Origin of the sequence: Martinezella miluonensis (assembly GCF_900094545.1) — a bacterium.
In the GTDB taxonomy this organism is placed as follows: Bacteria; Pseudomonadota; Alphaproteobacteria; order Rhizobiales; family Rhizobiaceae; genus Rhizobium; species Rhizobium miluonense.
Window position 1 is genome coordinate 67,116 of the sequence record NZ_FMAH01000013.1, and the last position, 19,437, is coordinate 86,552.

Annotated in this window: 16 protein-coding genes; 7 read left to right on the forward strand and 9 right to left on the reverse strand. The window is 61.2% G+C overall.

The annotated features are described in order from the left end of the window. Positions 1–190: 190 nt before the first annotated feature. The 3 genes from GA0061102_RS13420 to GA0061102_RS13430 all read right to left on the reverse strand — a co-directional run bounded on the left by GA0061102_RS13420 (position 191) and on the right by GA0061102_RS13430 (position 3,402). On the reverse strand, positions 191–832 hold the full coding sequence (locus tag GA0061102_RS13420; protein ID WP_092848166.1) for a ThuA domain-containing protein: 642 nt from the start codon (positions 830–832) through the stop codon (positions 191–193). Between the two features lie 126 nt (positions 833–958). Further along, positions 959–2,059 (reverse strand): Gfo/Idh/MocA family protein, encoded by a 1,101-nt coding sequence (locus GA0061102_RS13425; RefSeq protein WP_092848169.1) that lies wholly within the window; start codon positions 2,057–2,059, stop codon positions 959–961. A 140-nt stretch (positions 2,060–2,199) separates the two neighbouring features. Then, the gene (locus tag GA0061102_RS13430; protein ID WP_092848180.1) at positions 2,200–3,402 is read right to left on the reverse strand and encodes an ROK family transcriptional regulator; all 1,203 of its coding nucleotides are present in this window, start codon (positions 3,400–3,402) and stop codon (positions 2,200–2,202) included. A 220-nt stretch (positions 3,403–3,622) separates the two neighbouring features. On the opposite strand from GA0061102_RS13430, the gene GA0061102_RS13435 reads away from it, so the two are divergent. The 4 genes from GA0061102_RS13435 (at position 3,623) to GA0061102_RS13450 (ending at position 7,867) form a co-directional block, all read left to right on the forward strand. Then, positions 3,623–4,924, forward strand: coding sequence for an ABC transporter substrate-binding protein (locus GA0061102_RS13435; protein ID WP_092848184.1), 1,302 nt, complete (start codon positions 3,623–3,625; stop codon positions 4,922–4,924). 72 nt (positions 4,925–4,996) lie between these two features. After that, on the forward strand, positions 4,997–5,935 hold the full coding sequence (locus GA0061102_RS13440; RefSeq protein ID WP_092848187.1) for a carbohydrate ABC transporter permease: 939 nt from the start codon (positions 4,997–4,999) through the stop codon (positions 5,933–5,935). After that, positions 5,928–6,776, forward strand: coding sequence for a carbohydrate ABC transporter permease (locus GA0061102_RS13445; RefSeq protein WP_092848190.1), 849 nt, complete (start codon positions 5,928–5,930; stop codon positions 6,774–6,776). Before GA0061102_RS13440 ends, GA0061102_RS13445 begins: the two co-directional genes overlap by 8 nt. A gap of 20 nt (positions 6,777–6,796) precedes the next feature. Further along, complete coding sequence (locus tag GA0061102_RS13450) at positions 6,797–7,867, forward strand: ABC transporter ATP-binding protein (protein ID WP_092848193.1); 1,071 nt, start codon at positions 6,797–6,799, stop codon at positions 7,865–7,867. Here GA0061102_RS13450 and GA0061102_RS13455 read toward each other — a convergent pair. The 5 genes from GA0061102_RS13455 to GA0061102_RS13475 form a co-directional block, all read right to left on the reverse strand. Continuing rightward, positions 7,864–8,241, reverse strand: a complete 378-nt coding sequence (locus GA0061102_RS13455) for a DUF427 domain-containing protein (RefSeq protein ID WP_092848195.1) — start codon at positions 8,239–8,241, stop codon at positions 7,864–7,866. The genes GA0061102_RS13450 and GA0061102_RS13455 overlap by 4 nt on opposite strands. A gap of 108 nt (positions 8,242–8,349) precedes the next feature. Next, positions 8,350–8,973 (reverse strand): TetR/AcrR family transcriptional regulator, encoded by a 624-nt coding sequence (locus tag GA0061102_RS13460; RefSeq protein WP_092848198.1) that lies wholly within the window; start codon positions 8,971–8,973, stop codon positions 8,350–8,352. A 175-nt stretch (positions 8,974–9,148) separates the two neighbouring features. Further along, the gene (locus GA0061102_RS13465; RefSeq protein WP_092848200.1) at positions 9,149–10,984 is read right to left on the reverse strand and encodes a M23 family metallopeptidase; all 1,836 of its coding nucleotides are present in this window, start codon (positions 10,982–10,984) and stop codon (positions 9,149–9,151) included. Positions 10,985–11,116: 132 nt separating this feature from the next. Further along, entirely contained in the window at positions 11,117–12,475 is a 1,359-nt protein-coding gene (locus GA0061102_RS13470) for an Nramp family divalent metal transporter (RefSeq protein ID WP_092848202.1), read from the reverse strand. Between the two features lie 435 nt (positions 12,476–12,910). Next, a complete protein-coding gene (locus GA0061102_RS13475; RefSeq protein WP_092848329.1) occupies positions 12,911–13,660 on the reverse strand; it encodes a tryptophan 2,3-dioxygenase family protein in 750 nt (249 codons plus the stop codon). A 148-nt stretch (positions 13,661–13,808) separates the two neighbouring features. On the opposite strand from GA0061102_RS13475, the gene GA0061102_RS13480 reads away from it, so the two are divergent. Continuing rightward, positions 13,809–14,279 (forward strand): Lrp/AsnC family transcriptional regulator, encoded by a 471-nt coding sequence (locus GA0061102_RS13480; RefSeq protein WP_092848205.1) that lies wholly within the window; start codon positions 13,809–13,811, stop codon positions 14,277–14,279. A gap of 8 nt (positions 14,280–14,287) precedes the next feature. Here the strand turns inward: GA0061102_RS13480 and GA0061102_RS13485 are convergent, their stop codons facing one another. After that, complete coding sequence (locus tag GA0061102_RS13485; protein WP_092848206.1) at positions 14,288–14,902, reverse strand: TetR family transcriptional regulator; 615 nt, start codon at positions 14,900–14,902, stop codon at positions 14,288–14,290. 201 nt (positions 14,903–15,103) lie between these two features. Here GA0061102_RS13485 and GA0061102_RS13490 point away from each other — a divergent pair, with 201 nt between their 5' ends. After that, positions 15,104–16,273, forward strand: coding sequence for an efflux RND transporter periplasmic adaptor subunit (locus tag GA0061102_RS13490; RefSeq protein ID WP_092848337.1), 1,170 nt, complete (start codon positions 15,104–15,106; stop codon positions 16,271–16,273). Further along, positions 16,273–19,425, forward strand: coding sequence for an efflux RND transporter permease subunit (locus GA0061102_RS13495; protein WP_092848208.1), 3,153 nt, complete (start codon positions 16,273–16,275; stop codon positions 19,423–19,425). The genes GA0061102_RS13490 and GA0061102_RS13495 overlap by 1 nt, the downstream gene beginning before the upstream one ends. Positions 19,426–19,437 lie beyond the last annotated feature (12 nt).

Sequence of the window (19,437 nt, forward strand, 5' to 3'; positions counted from 1 at the left end):
TCAGCCTACTTCCAGTGGTAGCGTTTTGCATTGCAGAGCTCCCTCTCCCCGCCTGCGGGGAGAGGGCTGGGGTGAGGGGCCAGGCACAGAACTCCCGCAAGAGCAAATTCACCCAAGAGCCTCTGTCGAGAGGAGTTGCCCTATCGTCGCTTAAGCTCGAGGCGCCGGCCAGATCACGAGATGTTCGTCTTCACCGCGCTGCCCAGTTGGCGCCGCGGCGGAAGATGGCCTTCATCTGTGGAACGGCGAATTCCTTGGCCTGGTGGCCGAGGGAGGAATAGAAGACGCGGCCCTTGCCGTATTTGCGCTTCCAGGCGACGGGCATGACGACGCCGTCGATCCAGTAGGCATGGTCGCCGGTGAAGGTCGTGGTCGCCAGCACCTCGTTCGACGGATCGACATGCATGTAATATTGCTCCGACGTGTAGGGAAAGTCGGTGATTCCCTCCATGATCGGGTCATCCGGGCGCGTGATGTTGACCTTGTAGTCGATGATGTTGCCGGGATGGGCAACCCATTGGCCGCCGATGATGAACTGATACTCGACGCTTTCGCGGAAGCTGTCGCCCGCGCCGCCATGATAGCCAGCGATGCCGACGCCGCTTTCGATCGCGTCAGCGAGGTTCTTCACCTCTTCCTTCTCGATCTTCGACATGGTGACGATCGGCACGATCAGGCTGAGATCGTGGATCGAGGGATCGGCGAAGGCCTCGGTGCTGTTTTCGAGGTAGACCTTGAAGCCGTCCTCTTCCAGCATGTCGCGGATGATATGGGCGCATTCCTGCGGTTCGTGGCCGCTCCAGCCGCCCCAGACGATAAGTGCTTCGCGCATGATATTCCTCCTGAAATTGTGCGGTTAGAGCAATTCCAGGAAAAGTGCGTAGCGGTTTTCCGTCCGGAATTGCGAGAAAACAAAGAGCTGGAACGGTTCGGCGTTTCCATGAAAAGCTGAACCGTTCTAGCGGCCGATCTGCCCATCCACGAGGGATTCGGACAGAGGGGCCGGACGTTCGGTTTGCGTCGTGATGGTGATCGTGCGTCCGGTTTCGGAGGCGGTCTGGAAAGCTTCCATGACCTCGAGCACATGCAGCGCCAGGCTGCCATTGGCGCGGTGCGGACGGTTCGAGCGGATGGCGTGCGCCATGTCGGCGACGCCGAGCGAGCGGTAATTGCCATCGGCATAAGGCGCGGTGATTTCGCGCTCGGCGAATTCGCCGCCCTTCTTCAGGAACTCCACCGGGCCGCCGAAGCGGTTGGGATCGGGCACGATCAGCGTGCCTTCGGTGCCGTAGACTTCGAGCGGCACGTGCTTGTGGCCGGCGACATCGAAGCTCATGCCGATCTGGACGACTGCGCCATTGGCGAAGGCCATCACGCCGGCGACATGCGTCGGCACATGGACGGGGATGTGTTCGCCGTTGCGCGGCTCGCTGGTGATGATGCGCTCCTTGCGCGGCGTGACGGCAAAGCCTGCGACCTGGTAAACGGGGCCGAGCAGATTGACGAGATCGGTGATGTAATAGGGGCCCATATCGAGCATCGGGCCGCCGCCGACTTCATAATAGAAAGCCGGATTCGGATGCCAGCGCTCATGGCCGGGGCACATGAAGGTGGCGGTGCCGCCAACCGGGATGCCGATCGCACCTTCGTCGATGATGGCGCGCGCCGTCTGGTGCCCGCCGCCAAGGAAGGTATCGGGCGCTGCGCCGATGCGCAGGCCTTTGGCGGCTGCCGCATCCGCAAGCTTCTTGCCTTCGGCGAAATTGATGCCGAGCGGCTTTTCCGAATAGGTATGTTTGCCGGCTTCCAGCGCCTGCAGTCCGACGGCGACATGCGCCTTTGGAATGGTCAGGTTGACGATGATCTCGATTGAGGGATCAGCCAGCAAGGCGGCGATATCGACCGCCTTCAGGCCGAATTCGGCGGCCTTCGCCTCGGCGAGTTCTCGATTGAGGTCGGCCACGCCTTTGATGTCGAGAATGGGAAAGGATTTCATGGCGGTGAGATAGGCGCCGGAAATGTTTCCGCAGCCGATAATGCCGATGCCGACCTTGTTCATAGATTTCCTCCAGATGAATTGTCTTTGCTGTCCTGGAGCGGCTCAGCGTTTCACGTAAGCGCTGAGCCGCTCTATCCTATTGTTCGACGCAATTCCGGACGGAAAACCGCTGCACACTTTTCCTGGAATTGCTGTGGGGATCAGAGGGCCGGTGCCGGTCCCGTCGTTCCCCAGGGCGATTCGTAGAGTTCGCGCAGCGCGACGACCGCGGCGCCCTGTGCCCAGGTCTCGTCGGTCGACTGATCGAAAACGAGTTCGGTCACGCCTTTGATCGACGGCGGAATGGCCAGCGAATAGGCCTCCCGCAGACTGTCGAGAAAGGGCTGACCGAGCGCAAGGCTCGATCCCACCAGAATGACGCGCGGCGGAGCAAACAGCGTGACGATATTGGCGAGCGCCATGCCACAGGCTTCGCCGGCACGGATGGCCGCGCCGATGAGCGCATTATCCTCGGCGTCGATCAGCGTCTTGGCGTGCGCCATTCCCCGGCCAAGGCGAATGGCTTCGGCAAAGCGGCCGCTTGGCTGGTCGCCGAGAATGGCGCTTTCGCCGGCAAGGCTCGCCAGTCTGACCGTGCCCTGCGGGCCGATGCCGAGCGTGAGATCGCCGAGATTGTGGCTGAGGCCGCCGGCGCCGCGAAAAAGCTGGCCGCCATGCAACACACCAAGTCCCAGCGTCTGCTCTAGCGACACCAGCACCATGTCGTCGAGGTCTCTCGCCTTGCCGAACCAATGATGGGCGAGCGTGATGGCATGCGCATCGCTTTCGACGATGGTGGTGACGCCCAGCCGCTCCGACATTTCCTTGGCGAAATCGACGCCGCTTTCGCGGAAGATCGGGCTGGTGCGGACATGGCCGGTGCGATGTTCGATGACGCCGGGCAGGCCGAGACAGACGGAATCGATCTCGTCCAGCGCGAGATTGGCATCGACGACACAGCGGCGCACACCATCCTCGATGAGATCGGCAATGACGCCGATCGGCTGCCGGTCGACGCGCAGCGCCAGCGTCAGCGTCGAAAGAACCTCGCCGCAGAAATCTGTCACGACGAAGACCATGCGGTTGGCGGCGATTTTCGCGCCGACGACGCGCGCGGCACGTGGATTGAGCTCCAGCATGACGCGGGGCCGACCGCGGGTGGCCGCCTCGCGCAGGTCGCCTTCGGTGCGGGCCAGGATCAGCCCATCATCCAGCAGCGAAGCTGTGATTGCCGACACTGTCGTGGTCGAAAGCTGGGTGCGGTCGCTGATTTCGATACGTGCGATGGAGCCCGCCCGCCGGATCGTATCCAGCACATTGAAGCGGTTTATCGCCCGCATAAGCTCGGGATCTGCTGTTTTCATGAGATTGGTGCCGAAAGACGGACCCGCTCGGCTGCGGCCTGGTATTTTTATCGGAATGCGAATTAAATAACCTATGGTGGTTGCCCAATGTCAAGCCGTTTTGGTGCCAATCTGCCAAAAAATTAGCGATGGCGGTTGACATTTCGGCAAAGCTCCGTTGAATTATTCCGCATAAGGGAAAAAATATTGAGGCTCTTGGTTCCCTTGGGAGGAGAAAATCATGATCCATCTACGTGGGGCCAAGGCCCTTCGCATTGCCGCTATTGCCGCCACGACCGGGCTGACCGTTTTGGCCGGCGTGACGAGCGCTGCCGCCGACACCGTCGTCAAATGGCTGCATCTTGAGGCCAATCCGGCCTATGTCGCCATCTGGCGCAAGATCGCCGATCAGTATGAGGCCAAGCATCCGGGCACGAAGATCGAGATGCAGTTCCTGGCCAACGAGGCATTCAAGGCCAAGCTGCCGACCCTTTTGCAGTCCAAGGATGCCCCGGACTTGTTCTATAGCTGGGGCGGTGGCGTGCTGAAGCAGCAGCAGCAGACCGGCACGTTGCTCGATCTGACCAAGGCAATGGACGCAAAGGATGGTGCCTGGAAGAAGAGCTACAATCAGGCTGCGATCAAGGGCCTGACTTTCGACGGCAAGGTCAGCGCCGTGCCCTATCAGATGGGCACTGTTTCCTTCTTCTATAACAAGGCGCTGTTCGCCAAGGCCGCCGTCGACGCCGATGCCATCAAGACCTGGGATGACTATCTCGCTGCGGTGAAGAAGATCAAGGCGGCCGGCATCGTGCCGATCGCGGGCGGCGGCGGCGAAAAATGGCCGATCCATTTCTACTGGAGCTATCTGGTGATGCGCGACGGCGGTCAGCAGGTCTTCAACGACGCCAAGAACGGCAAGGGCAAGGGCTTCAACGACCCAGCCATCATCAAGGCTGGCGAACAACTTGCGGAACTCGGCAAGCTCGAGCCCTTCCAGCCCGGCTATCTCGGCGCCACCTGGCCGCAGACGCTCGGCGTCTTCGGTGACGGCAAGGCAGCAATGATCCTCAGCTTCGAGACGACGGTCGCCACCCAGCGCGTCAATTCGGGCGACGGCAAGGGCCTGGCGGACGACAATATCGGCCGCTTCGCTTTCCCGGCCGTAACTGGCGGCGCTGGCGCTCCGACCGATACGCTCGGCGGTCTGAACGGCTGGGCCGTCACAAAGAAGGCGCCGCCTGAGACCCTCGATTTCCTCGCTTATCTGACGAATGCCGAGAATGAGCGCACCATCGCACAGGCCGGCTTGATCATTCCCGTCGCTGACGGTGCGCAGGATGGCATCAAGTCGCCACTGATGCGCGGCGCTGCCGATCAGCTGGCGCATTCGACGTGGCACCAGAACTTCTTCGACCAGGATCTCGGTCCGTCCGTCGGCCGTGTCGTCAACGACATTTCCGTCGGCATCGTCTCCGGCCAGATTCCGCCGAAGGATGGCGCGCAGCAGGTCCAGGACGCCTTCGAGCAGGACCAGCTCTAGCGGCATCCGGCGCCGGCCGCTCCCTTGTGCCGGCGCCGGTTTCTCCTTGAATTGCAATCGTCGAGACCGCCCATGACCGATGTCAGCGCCACGACCGCCATGCCCTCCGTCGCAAGAGCGAAGCCTGTCGCGAAGCGAAAATCGCCGGCCGCGCGCGGCCGCATGCCGGTTATCCTGCTATTTCTGCCGCCCGCCGTTCTGCTTTTCACCATCTTCGTCATCCTGCCGATGGGGGAGGCCGCCTGGTACAGCCTCTATCGCTGGAGCGGCTACGGCTTGCCGACGGAGTTTGTCGGCCTGCGCAATTTCCAGGTTCTGTTCAAGAACGATGCCTTCCTGACGTCGCTGAAGAACAATGCGCTCATCATCCTGGTGTCGATCGCTATCCAGGTGCCGCTTGCCATCTGGCTGGCGACCATGCTGGCAAACCGCATTCGCGGCGTCGTGCTCTTCCGTCTGATTTTCTTCCTACCTTATGTGCTGGCCGAAGTGGCCGCAGGCCTCATCTGGCGCTTCGTCTATGATGGCGACTACGGTCTGTTTGCGGCGCTCGCGCATTTTCTCGGCACCGCGACCCCTTACGTACTCGCCGACAAGGATCTGGCGATGTACGCCGTACTCGGCGTGATCGTGTGGAAATATTTCGGCTTTCACATGATGCTGTTCATCGCCGGCATGCAATCCCTGGACAAGAGCGTGCTGGAGGCCGCCGAGATCGATGGTGCCACCGGCTGGCAGAAGTTTCGCTACGTGACGCTGCCGCTGCTCGGCTCGACATTACGTCTCTCCGTCTTCTTCGCCGTCGTGGGATCGCTGCAGCTTTTCGACATGATCATGCCGCTTACCGGCGGCGGCCCGTTCAACTCGACTCAGACGATGGTGACCTTCCTCTACAATTTCGGCGTCACCCGCATGCAGGTCGGCCTCGGCAGCGCCGTCGGCGTTGTGCTGTTCGTGATCTGCGTCACCCTCGCCTTCGGCTACAAACGGATATTTATGCGCAATGACTGATATGGCCTCATCCGTTCGACTGACCACCGGCACGAAGATCTATCTCTACGTGTCGCTGACGATCATTGCCGCCATCGTGCTGATCCCGCTTATGACGACCGCGCTCGGCGGTTTCAAGACGCTCGGCGATCTCCGCACCAATCCGTTCGGCCTGCCGGCCGAGTGGCATTTCGAAAATTATACCGGCATCCTGTTCGGCGACCGCTATTGGCGGCAGATGATGAATTCGCTGATCATCGCCGTCCTGACCGTGTTCCTGACGCTGTCGGTCTCGGCCATGGCCGCCTTCGCCTTCGCGCATGTGAAATTCTTCGGCTCGAACTTCCTGCTGAACTATTTTCTGATCGGCCTGATGTTCCCGGCGGCGACCGCTATCCTGCCGCTCTTCATCCGCATCCGCGATCTCGGCCTGCTCAATACCTATTGGGGCGTGGTGCTGCCGCAGGTGGCTTTCGGCCTCGGCATGAGCATCTTGCTGTTCCGGAATTATTTTCGAAACCTTCCGGAAGAATTGTTCCAGGCGGCGTTTGTCGACGGTTGCGGCTATATCCGCTTCTTCTGGCATATCTCGCTGCCGCTCTCGCGGCCGATCATCGCGACCGTCAGCATCATTTCCTTCGTCGGCAGCTGGAACAGCTACATCCTGCCGCTGATCATGCTGAACTCGGATTCGATCTATCCCTGGCCGCTCGGCATGATGGTCTATAGCGGCGAATTCGGCACGGAATGGGAGCTGGTGCTCGCCTTCATCACGCTGACCATCCTGCCCACCATCATCGTCTTCTTCCTGGCGCAGAAGCACATCATTGCCGGCCTCACCGCCGGTGCAGTGAAATCCTGAGCCTCATCGGAGCAAACAATATGGCATCCGTCGAACTGCACAACATTCACAAGGCCTATGGGGCGCTCACGGTCATCCACGATATTTCGCTGGCGATTGACGACGGCGAGTTCATAGCGCTGGTCGGTCCCTCGGGCTGCGGCAAGTCCACGCTGTTGCGCATGATCGCAGGGCTCGAGGAAATCACCGATGGCCACGTTTCGATCGGCGGGCAGGTGGTCAACGCCATGACGCCGCGCGAGCGCAACATCGCCATGGTCTTCCAGTCCTATGCGCTTTATCCGCACATGACGGTCGCCGAGAATATGGGCTTCAACCTGAAGCTCTCGGGCGAGACCAGGCAGACCATCGAGCAGCGGGTCAGTGAAGCCGCGCGCATGCTCGATCTCACAAAACTGCTCGACCGCAAACCGGCGCAGCTTTCCGGCGGTCAGCGCCAGCGCGTCGCTATGGGCCGGGCCATCGTGCGCAATCCGGCCGTCTTCCTGTTCGACGAGCCGCTCTCCAATCTCGATGCGAAGCTGCGCGTACAGATGCGCTCCGAAATCAAGGCACTGCATCAGAAGGTGCAGACCACCTCGATCTACGTGACCCACGACCAGATCGAGGCCATGACGCTGGCCGATCGCATCGTGGTGCTGAATCAGGGCCGCATCGAACAGCAGGGCACGCCGATCGAGCTTTACCGCAAGCCGGCCAATCTCTTCGTCGCCGGTTTCATCGGCTCGCCGGCCATGAATTTCCTCGACGGCGTAGTGGAAGGCATCGAGGGTGCCCCTGCCGTACGACTGAAGGACAGCACGCCGGTGCGGATCGCCGACGAACGCAAGGTGAAGGCCGGCCAGAGCGTGAAGATCGGCCTGCGGCCGGAACATCTGAGCCTTGCCAGCGGCGGTTCGCCGCTCACCGGCCAGACGCTGCTGGTAGAGCCGACCGGCGCGCAGACGCATGTGCTGTTCGACCTTGCCGGCGAACAGGTAACGGCCGTCGTCGATGGCGAGGCGCCGGTGCGCTATGGCCAGCCGTTGAACGTCTCGGTGAGCCCGGAGCAGGTCTACGTCTTCGACGCCTCAAGTGGCCTGGCTCTTTAGGTAACGATGTCGATGGAATCGACGCGATCGGGATAGAAGGCCATGTATTCCTTGATCTGGCTGACCGAGGGATAGGGGTTCTCGTAGGTCCAGATGGCGTTCACCGAGCGCTCGCCGCCGGCGGGGATGCTGTAGTAGGAGCATTCGCCCTTGTAGGGACAATAGGTTTCGTGACTGGTCCGTTCCAGCAACGACATGTCGATATCCTTGCGCGGGACATAGATGACGACCGGGTAGGATGCTTCCTTGAGAGCCAACGCCTCATGCGTGTCGGCAATCGTCTTGCCGGCGACCGAAACGGTGACATGCGCATGCTTCTCCTCGATCGTGATGGGATGATCGGGACCGGGGATCCTGACTGGCTTTTCCGACATGATGGCTCCTGGGGTGAGGCGTCGGGCAAAGCCACCGCAGCGACAGAGGTGCCCAACAATTTGCGTTCGGAAAGGGATATAGGAAGCGGGCTGGCGATTGTCAGGGCTTTACCGCAATTCCGTCTTCGGCGCTCCCCAGCGCAGCCCGTCCATCAGCAGCCCCACGAGGCGGCGGGCGCGATCGTGCCATTCCGGCGAATTGGGCATGGAATAGGTGCCCGACAGCGCGTGCAGCACATCGGTGCTGTCGACATCGGTGCGGATGGAGCCTGCGGCGACCGCCTGTGCGATCAGGCCCGAGAGCGCCACCGGCACCCGGCCATAGCTATCGGCAAAGAGCTTGGAATTGCTGTTGAGAAGGATGCGAAGGCTATCGGCCATGCCGCGCTTCGTGGCGATATATCCGACGAAGCGATGCATCCATTCCTCCAGGGCCTGGTCGGGGGCGAGCTTCGTCGAAAGCTCGCCGGCGGCATCGCAGAGCGCTTCGACTTCGTGGCGATAGACGGCTTCGACCAGATGCTCCCGGCTGGGGAAATGGCGATAGAGCGTCCCGATCCCGACACCAGCCTGCCGGGCGATATCCTCGAGCGAGGTGACGGTGCCGTGGCTGGCAAAGGCTTGCGCAGCGACCTCGATCAGCTTGTCACGGTTGCGGCGCGCATCGGCACGGGGGCGTCTGCCTTCGTTCGGCACGGTATCCTTCTGTTCCGGCAACGGCTTGCCTGCCAACTTATGCTCCTTGCGGACGCCGCATGAATATCTCGTCTGCCCGTCACGTAGCGTGCGGCGACGTCTTCTCTATGGCCATGTACTGCAGAGTGTTACCGCATTCGGCAGCGAGGCGCTATTGCCGCGCGCATGGATCGGACATCCGAGAGAGTGTGTGTCTGGTTTTCTGCCCAGTTTACCGTGAGGGTGCGCCGAAATGGTTGGGGCCGAAACTTGGGCCAAGGTTTGGGCTTTGCCCAAAGCTGGCGAAGGGTGGCGGCGGAGCGTTGCGCGCCGCCGGAACATCGAGATAGCTCATGATGTTCTCGACGTGGTTCACCTGCGAGCGCAGGCTGTCGAGCGACTTGCCCGTCAGGTTCGTGCCTGCCGGCAATTGCGCCGTCAGCGGATTTTCATAGCGGCCGTTGACGCGCAGTTCGTAGTAGAGGTGCGGGCCGGTGGAATAGCCCGTCGAGCCGACATAGGCGATGGTCTGACCTTGGGTGACGCGCTGGCCGACGCGCAGGTCCGACGGCGTGGCGGAAATATGGGCATAGGTGGTTTCATAGCCGCCGTCGTGGCGAATGCGGACATATTTGCCGTAGCCGGTTTCCCAGGAAATCTTCTCGACGATGCCGTCGCCGGCGGCCTGGATCGGGCTGCCCATCGGTGCGCGGAAATCGACGCCGTTGTGGAACTTCTTCACCCCGAGAATGGGATGGACGCGCCAGGCGAAGCCGTCGCCCAGCGTGCCGTTCGGCACGGGACGATGGACAAGCGATTTCGCGATCGAATGACCGCCCTCGTCGTAGAATTCCGAGGGGCCTTCGCCGCCGTTCTTATGCAGATAGAAGCGGTGCGTGTCGCCATCGGCATGGAATTCGATGAACATCAGCTCGCTCCGGCCATCCTCTGCTTTGCGGAAGAGCAGGTCGACACTGTCGGGCGCGTCCTCGATGCTGGTGAGCGAAATATCCTTGGCCTTTGCCAGCTTGACGAGCTGCGAGGCGCATTCCTTGGTCAGTCCGGCCTTTTCGAGCTTGGCGCTGACCGCCGCTTCGTTGCTGTCGTCGACATCCTTCAGATCGACGGCGGCCACTTCCGAAGAGGACGGCGCGTCGGCCTGGCTTTCGCTATAGAGCGCGGAAAACAGCCGGTCGTTGGCCATCGGCACGAAGCTGTCGGCATCGTCGCGTGCGACGACCCGCTCCGGTGTCTTGTCGCCGCTCAGGCGAGCCATGATCAGCTTCGGGCGAGAGGCGGGGCTCTTCTTCTCCAGCAGCAGTTCCAGGCTGTCGCCCGGGGAAACCGTATCGGTTTCGAGCGCGCGCTGCAGCTCGTCGCCGGCGTCGCTGCTGAGGCCAGCGGATGCCAGGATATCCTGAAGATCCTGCTTGTCCTTCGGCATGGATACCAGCCGGCGGAATTCGCGGCCGGGCTCCCCGGTTGTCGCCCTCGAGACGCTGACGTTCAGTGGCACGCCGCGAACGGGGAAGCGCGAGCGACGGACGGCGTCATAATGCGTTGCCTGCGGATAGATCCCGTGGCGGATATCCGACAGCGACGGCGCTGAGAACGCGACCTCTTCCGCGCGTTCGCGGGCATAGGAGGCATTGATAGTGCCGGCACTGCTGCGCGCGCTTTCGGACTCGTCGGATTTAAACACCAGCGTCGTGCGGTGATAGGTGAAAATGCGGGTTTCGCCGCTCGAAAGCTTTTCGGCCACCTGCGCGAAGCGCGCGCCATCGAAACGCTGTTTCGCGGCCAGTCGGGTGCTCTTGTGCATCGCCGGTTGCGACGGCGCCAGCTGGGCCGTGTGCACAGGTACCGCCTGTTCGATCTCGTGACGCGCCAGCAGCGGATAGAGCACGGCGGCGAGCAGGCCGAAGGATGCGGTGCCGGCCAGTCCGATGGCGATCAGATGACGCAGATGCGCGGAACGCGGCAGAAAAGGAATATGAAAATCGTGATGAGGCCGCGCCTGGATCGCCGCTTCTGCAGGAAATTGGATGCGCAATGGACTTTCGGCCATGAAGTGAGGAACCCTGCAGATTGCGGTGGGCCCAAACTAGGGCAAATCATGGCAAAATCTAGGCAAGTATTACGAGTCTGTTAATTGCCGTGATCGTCCACAGGCCCAGATTCGCGCGTTGCAAATGATTCGTCAACTGAAGATGGTGTCGAACAGCAGCTTGAAGTTCAGCACCAGTATGATGGCGGCCACCAGCCAGGAGAGAACGGCAATACTTCTGGAGACGACGAAACTCCCCATTTTGTCGCGATTCGTCACGAATTGGACCAATGGAACAACGGCGAAGGGCAATTGCATGGACAGAATAACCTGACTGAGCACGAGCAGGTTGGCGGTGCCTTTTTCACCATAAATTGCAGTCACGAATACAACCGGAATAATTGCAAGACCGCGCGTCAAAAGTCGCCTTGCCCAGTGCGGAATCCGCAGGCGAAGGAAGCCTTCCATCACAATTTGGCCGGCTAGCGTCGCGGTAACGGTCGAATTGAGGCCTGAGGCGAGCAGCGCGATCGCAAAGAGGGTGGAGGCGATGCCGAGGCCGAGCAGCGGCGAGAGCAGCTCGAAGGCTTGGCCGATCTCGGCAACGTCGGCATGGCCGCTATTGTGGAAGGCCGCGGCCGCGACGATCAGGATCGCGGCATTGACGAAGAGTGCCAGCATCAGCGCGACGGTGCTATCGACAGTCGCCCATTTGATGGCGTCGCGGCGGCCCTCGTCATTGCGCTTGTAGGCGCGGGTCTGCACGATCGAGGAATGCAGGTAGAGATTATGCGGCATCACGGTCGCACCGATGATGCCCATGGCGATGTAAAGCATCTCGTGGTTGATGACGATTTCGGGCGAGGGGATGAAGCCGTCGAGAATGGCCGCGATCGGCGGTGCGGCCGCGGCGATCTGCACGGCAAAGCAGGTGGCGATGACGATCAGCAGCGCGATCACGAAGGCTTCGAGATAACGGAAGCCCTTGTTCATCAGAAGCAGCAGCAGGAAAGTGTCGAGCGCGGTGATCAGTGCGCCGCCGATCAGCGGAATTCCGAAAAGCAGCTGCAGGGCGATTGCCGTGCCGATGACTTCGGCGAGGTCGCAGGCGATGATGGCGAGCTCGCAGGCAAACCACAGAGCCAGATTGACAGGCCTTGGATAATGATCGCGGCAGGCTTGGGCGAGATCGCGCCCGGTGACGATGCCGAGCCTTGCCGACAGCGCCTGCAGCAGGATCGCCATCAGATTGGAGAGCATGATGACGGCGAGAAGCGTGTAGCCGAACTGCGCGCCGCCGGCGAGGTCCGTCGCCCAATTGCCGGGGTCCATGTAGCCGACGGAGATCATGTAGCCCGGTCCGATGAACGCCAGCAGGCGTCGTATCCAGCTGCCGCCATGCGGCACTTTCACCGTGGCATTGACTTCAGGAAGGCTTGGGCGGTCGTCTTCATCACGGCTGGCGAACTTCCATGCGCGCTGTCGCGCAGTGGCTTCCTGAAATTGCGTCATGAGGGGCTCCGGGAGGATCGAACTGCGAGGTTACTAAACAAATATGGCAGATAACAAATTTATGCAATATGCTATATTTCTTAGTTTTAGCTTTTTATCGAGCCGCGATTGCCGTGCTCACACGATTTCTGGCAGCGGCGATGGTCGCGTGCCGTGGATCTCCGGTGCCGATCGCGTCCGTCGATTCGCAAGGGGAAACATGGCAGGCCCGAGCGACCTGATGCGCGGCGCGCAATCAAGGCGAGGATGCTGCTTGAATGAATATGGGGAGGGTCGATAGCCTATCGGCGGTGATAGGTTCGGCCGGGACGACCGATATTGTGATGAATTGTCATCGCGCTTTTCGCGTCGCTGCCGACGGCAGGCCGGGCGTTATATATTGAAAGCCTTCCGTTGCGTCACACGAGGCAACGGAAGGCTGCTTTCGGTTAGCGCCTATTCGGCAGCGTCATGCTTGGAAATGGAATCGCGGACGACGCCATATTGGCTACCCCAGCGGTCGGTCATTTCGTGGCGAATATCCCAGAGGTCGGGGAAGAAGCGGTGGCGTGCGCCGGCCTGCAGCAGCTCGACCGGGCGTCCCTTCAGGGATTTCGAGCCGAGCCCGATGGAGCGCTGGATCAGATACATGTGGTTGGCGCGGAATTTCTGGAACAGCTCGTCATATTCCACCAGGGCTTCCGCGACCACATAGCTGTCGCCGTGATCGTACTTGCCATCATAGATATCGGCGATCGTCAGGCCGGGCGCATCGAGATAATTCGTCTTGAAGGCGTGCCAGAGATCGGGCGGCATGCGCAGCAGGAACTTGAAGCCGGGCGATTCCTGGCCGCTGCCGTTGCCGAGCTGCAGGCGGATTTCCTGGTATTCCTTCGGCGACATGGTTTCCAGGAGGTCGAGCTGAGCCGTCATCATGCGCATGATCCGATGCACGCGGCCCATCAGCGTCACGACGCGATGCGTGTTGCGCTCCTCCATGAAGCCGATGACATCGACCAGCGAATAGGCCATCAGCTTCATCCAGAGTTCTTCCACCTGATGAACGATCTGGAATTGCAGTTCGTCGCCGTTGACCATGCCGTTCAACGGCTTCTGACAGGCGAGCAGTTTATCACATTGCAGATAGACGCCGTAGTCGAGCATGTCAGGCGCCTCGATGCGGGCGTAGTAGTCTTGCTTCTGCATCTTCGTTCCCTTTGTTCCGGCCTCCGACCGACAAGCATGTTTGCCTTTCACAAGGATAAGCAATTTGCCTTGAACATTGTTCCTATTTGTCATTCATAATTGCAGAATGGGAGTACGATCGGCTCCTGTAGCCAAAATGGAGAGAACGATGGAGTTGGATGCGCTCGATCACAAGATCATTGCCGCGCTGGAGGCTGACGCCCGCATCTCGTTTGCGGCGCTCGCCGATCTCGTGGGGCTCAGCAAGACGCCGTGCTGGAAGCGGGTAAAGGCGCTGGAGGAGGCAGGCGTGATCCGGGGATACAGGGCGCTTCTAGATCCGCCCCGGCTCGGCTTCGGCCTCGAGGCCTTCGTGCAGGTATCGATCGACGTCGAGCGGTTCGATGCCTTCGAGACCGCCGTCCGTCGCCATCCCCTGATATGGCGCTGCCACGCGACGACGGGCGAGGCCGATTATCTCCTGCATATTCTGGCGACCGACATGGCGGCGCTCGATCGGCTGCTGCGGCAGGAGCTCAACAGGCTTCCCGGCGTCCGACATACCGTGACATCGATGTCGACGCGGGAGATCAAGTCGGACATCTCGCTGGCCGAGGCCATGCGACACGCCGGCGGTTAGCCGCTAGATCACCTTAGCCGCATGGAGCCGACCAAGCTGCGGATCAGCCTCTCTCCTATATCGACCAAAGGGAAGGATTTGCTCGATCGGAGCCATTCGGCGAGCAGGCCATTCATGGAACACTGAATGGCGCGGGCGGCGGCATCGGGGGTCCATAGCGGCGCAAGCGTGTTCTGTTGGTCGGACATCTCGATCAGTCGCTGCAGCTTGCCGAACATTTGCTGGTTGGCGGTAACGATTCTCTGGGCGGCGTCAGAACGGTGCTTGGTGAATTCGCAGCCGAGGATCATGATGGCGAAGACCTGCTGCAGGTGTTCGTCCTTGGCAAGATTCTGCAGAACTTGGATTGTGCCCTGCTCGATCAGTCCGAGCGGGTCGTCATGGCCGTGCTCGATCGCATAGTCGACGATGGTTTCCTGCGGCAGACGGATTTCGCTATGCAAGGCCGTCAGGACCTCGGCCTTGTCCTTGAAATGCCAATAGATCGCGCCGCGCGTTACGCCGGCGCGTTGGGCGATCTTTTCGAGGCTGGAGCCGCTGACGCCGTTTTCATAGAAAATGTCGGCGGCCGCGGCCAAAACTTCCTCTCTCGTCTTGGCTGCGTCTTCCTTGGTTCTGCGCATGTTCCTCCTTGAAGTTTCCGCGAGACGAAGGGGGCATGTCGTCTCACTCTATATGTTTGATTTTATATCCTAATATCCGAAGACCACATGTGGTTCCCGATATCGACCATAAAAGTCACGTCGATTTGATATTTACAATCATTCATGAATGTTTGTATATTGCGCTGCAATAAAAATGTCGAATCTCACGGTGATTTTTCCATGACGACGTATAAATCCCCTCTTCTGCGCAACGGTCTCGTTGCCGCCGGACTGCTCTTTTTCTGCGCATCTTCCTCCCTCGCGCAGCAGGCTGGCCAGATGCCGCCGCCGCAGGTGACGGCTATCGACGTCAAGCCTCAGACCGTCGCGCTCTCCTATGAATATGCTGCGCGCATCTCCGCCTTTAGGCAAGTCGATGTGCGGGCCCGCGTCGGCGGTATCCTGTTGAAAAGGAACTTTATCGAAGGCGCCGAAGTGAAGGCGGGCGACGTGCTCTTCCTGATCGACCCGGCGTCCTACCAGGCAGCGCTCGCGCAAGCCAAGGCGCAGCTCCAGCAGGCGCAGGCTCAGCTTGAGCAGGCGCAGCGCGAAGAAAAGCGCAACATCAATCTCTTCGGGCAGAACGCCGCGACGCAGAAAGCTCGCGACGATGCGATTTCGACGCGTCAGCTGGCGGAAGCCGCGGTCGCGGCAGCGCAGGCGCAGGTTCAGACGGCGCAGCTCAATCTCGACTATACCAAGGTCACGGCGCCCATCGGTGGCATTACCAGCCTGGAGCAGGTCTCCGAAGGCAGCCTGATCGGCACGACGGGCGATAGCGGTTTGCTGACCAACATCACGCAGCTCGACCCAGTCTACGTCAACTTCTCCTTCTCGGATGCCGAGGCGGCAGAAGTTCGCCGGCTGATCGACATGAAGAAGGCGAAGGGCGAAGCACCCAATCTCGGCGTCAAGATCTCCTTCGGCGACGGCACCGGCTACGATCATGACGGTGTGGTCGATTTCACCTCCTCCACGATCGACGTATCGACGGGAACCTTGCAGGCTCGTGCCGTGGTCGACAATCCGCAGCGCCGGCTGCTGCCGGGCCAGTTCGTTCGTGCGCGGGTGACGGGCGTGTCGCTTGACAATGCCATTACCATTCCGGAAGTGGCGTTGATGCAGAGCCCGCAGGGCCAGTTCGTCTATACGATCGACCAGGAAGGCAAGGCACACATCAACCCGGTGACGCTCGGCCAGAAGATCGGCAACAGCTGGCTGGTGCTTTCCGGCCTCAAGGCCGGCGACAGACTGATCACCGAAGGCATCATCAAGGTGCGCCCGGGTGCGCCGGTGCAGGCGACGGCGGATGCAACGCCTAAGGACGCGAAAAAGGTGGTGCAGAACTGATGCTAGGCAACCGATTCTTCATCGACCGCCCCGTTTTCGCGGCGGTGATCTCGATCGTCATCCTGCTTGCGGGCGCCGTCTGCCTGCGCATCCTGCCGATCGCGCAATATCCCGAGCTGACGCCGCCGCAGGTGGTGGTGACCGCAACCTATCCCGGCGCCAGCGCCGAGACTGTGGCGCAGACCGTTGCCGCTCCGCTGGAGCAGCAGATCAACGGCGTCGAAAACATGCTCTACATGCAGTCGACGAACTCCAACAGCGGCGCGATGCAGATCACCGTGACATTTGCATTGGGCACGGATCCGGACCAGGCGGCGATCAACGTCAACAACCGCGTGCAGCGCGCAGTCTCGACGCTGCCGCAGGACGTGACGCGATTGGGCGTCGTCGTTACCAAGCGCTCGACGTCGATCCTCGGTTTCGTGGCGATGTATTCCACCGACAGCCGCTATGACCGCACCTATGTCGGCAATTATGCGCTTCTGAACGTCATCGACGATCTCAAGCGCATTCCCGGCATCGGCGACGTCAACCTGCTCGGCGATGTCGACTACTCGATGCGTATCTGGCTGCGGCCGGACAAGCTGGCGCAGTATAATCTGACGCCGAGCGACGTCGCGACCGCGATCCAGGAGCAGAACTCCCAGTTTGCCGCCGGCCGTTTCGGCGATCAGCCCAGCAACAATCCGCAGGCCTTCACCTATACCGTGACGACGCAGGGGCGCCTGCCCGATGTCGACGCCTTCGGCGAAATCATCCTGCGCTCGACGGCCAATGCCGCAACGCTCCGGCTGAAGGATGTGGCGCGCATCGAACTCGGCACCAAGAGCTATTCGGTGCAGAGCAGCCTCAACGGTACGCCGGCGGTTCCGATCGCCGTCTATCTGCAGCCGGGCGCCAACGCGCTGAACACGATGGCGGCACTCAAGTCGCGCCTCGACGAGCTGCAGAAGTCGTTCCCGCACGGCGTCGCCTACGAGATCCCCTACGATACGACCAAGTTCATCCAGGTGTCGATCGAGGAGGTGGTGCATACCTTCATTGAGGCGATCCTTCTCGTGGTCATCGTCGTCTTCGTCTTCCTGCAGAACTGGCGGGCGACGCTGATCCCGATCATCGCGGTGCCGATCTCGATCATCGGCACCTTCGCCGGCATGTATCTGCTCGGCTTCTCGATCAACCTTCTGACGCTGTTCGGCCTGGTGCTGGCGATCGGTATCGTGGTGGACGACGCCATCGTCGTGCTCGAAAACGTCGAGCGCCTGATGGCGACGGAGAAGCTGTCGCCGAAGAAGGCTGCCATCAAGGCGATGGGCGAAGTGACCGGCCCGGTCATCGCCATCGTGCTCGTACTTTGCGCCGTGTTCATCCCGGTCTCCTTCATGGGCGGGCTGGCGGGCCAGATGTACAAGCAGTTCGCCGTCACCATCGCGATCTCGGTCACTCTGTCCGGTATCGTGGCGCTGACGCTGACGCCAGCACTCTGCGCGCTGATCCTGAAGCCCGGCCATCATGAGCCGATCCTGCCTTTCCGCATTTTCAACCGTGCTTTCGACCGGTTGACGGCGGGCTATGCAGCCGGTGTCGCCTTCTTCCTGAAGCGCGTCATCGTCGGCTGCGTGCTGGTTGCCGGCCTGCTCGGCGTGACCGGCTATCTCTTCTACACGCTGCCGGGATCGCTGGTGCCGGATGAAGACCAGGGTTCGCTGTTCCAGATCGCCATCCTCCCACCGGCTGCCTCGCTCACGCGTACGCAGGCCGTCATGGACGAGGCTCTGGTCAATACCAAGAAGCTGCCGGGCGTCGAAAACGTCTTTGCGGTTTCGGGCTTCGATCTTCTGTCGGGTGGTCTGAAGAGCAGCGCCGGTGTCGCCTTCGTGACGCTGAAGGACTGGAGCGAGCGCAAGACGCCGGAGCTCGATGCCCGCAATCTCGCAGGTCCGATCATCGGCGCCAACATGGGCATCAAGGATGCCATGGTGCTTGCCTTCAATCCGCCGCCGATCATGGGTCTCTCGACGACTGGCGGTTTCGAAGTCTATCTGCAGGATCGCAGCGGCAAGGGCGTGGCAGGGCTTTCCGATCAGGCGCAGAAGCTGGTGGCGGCCGCCTCCAAGCGGCCGGAGCTTGCGGGCGTCCGCACGACGCTCGACACCAACGTTCCGCAGTTCCGCGCCGATCTCGACCGCGAGAAGGCCAAGGCGCTCGGCGTGCCGATCAACTCGGTCTTCGATGCCATGCAGGCGACCTTCGGCAGCCTCTATGTGAACGACTTCACGCTGTACGGCCGCAACTATCAGGTCAACCTGCAGTCGGAAGCGCCGTTCCGCGAATCGCCTGACGATCTGCGCCAGGTCTTCGTGCGTTCCGACAGCGGCAAGATGATCCCGCTCGACACGCTCATCAAGGTGACGCGCGCCATCGGGCCGGACCAACTCGAACGCTACAACGCCTTCAATGCCGCCAAGATCACCGGCAACCCGGCGCCCGGCTATACGTCAGGCGATGCGATTAAGGCCATGCAGCAGGTGGCGGCCGAAACCTTGCCGCAAGGCTTCCAGATCGCCTGGACGGGCTCCGCCTATCAGGAGCTGGAGACCAGCGGTGCCGGCACGCAGGCGATGGTCTTCGGCGTCATCATGGTGTTCCTGATCCTCGCTGCGCAGTATGAAAAGTGGAGCCTGCCGCTTGCCGTCATCACCGCGATCCCCTTCGCGCTGTTCGGCGCGCTGCTTGCCACCTATCTGCGCGGGCTCACCAACGACGTCTACTTCCAGATCGGCATGGTGACGCTGATCGGCCTGGCGGCGAAGAACGCCATCCTGATCGTCGAGTTCGCGGTGCTGAAACGCAAGGAAGGCATGAGTGCGGCCGAGGCGGCGATCGAGGCGGCGCGTCTGCGCTTCCGCCCGATCGTGATGACCTCGCTCGCCTTCATCCTCGGCGTCGTGCCGCTGGCCATCAGCAGCGGTGCGGGTTCGGCGAGCCGGCACGCCATCGGCACCGGCGTCATCGGCGGTATGCTGGCGGCGACCTTCATCGCCACCTTCTTCATCCCGATGTTCTACCGCCTGATCGCCTGGAAGCAGCCGAAGCCGGAGGAGGATGACGAAGTCATCGATCAACGCCCGCATGCGCAGGCGGCGGAGTAGGGTTTTCTGCTC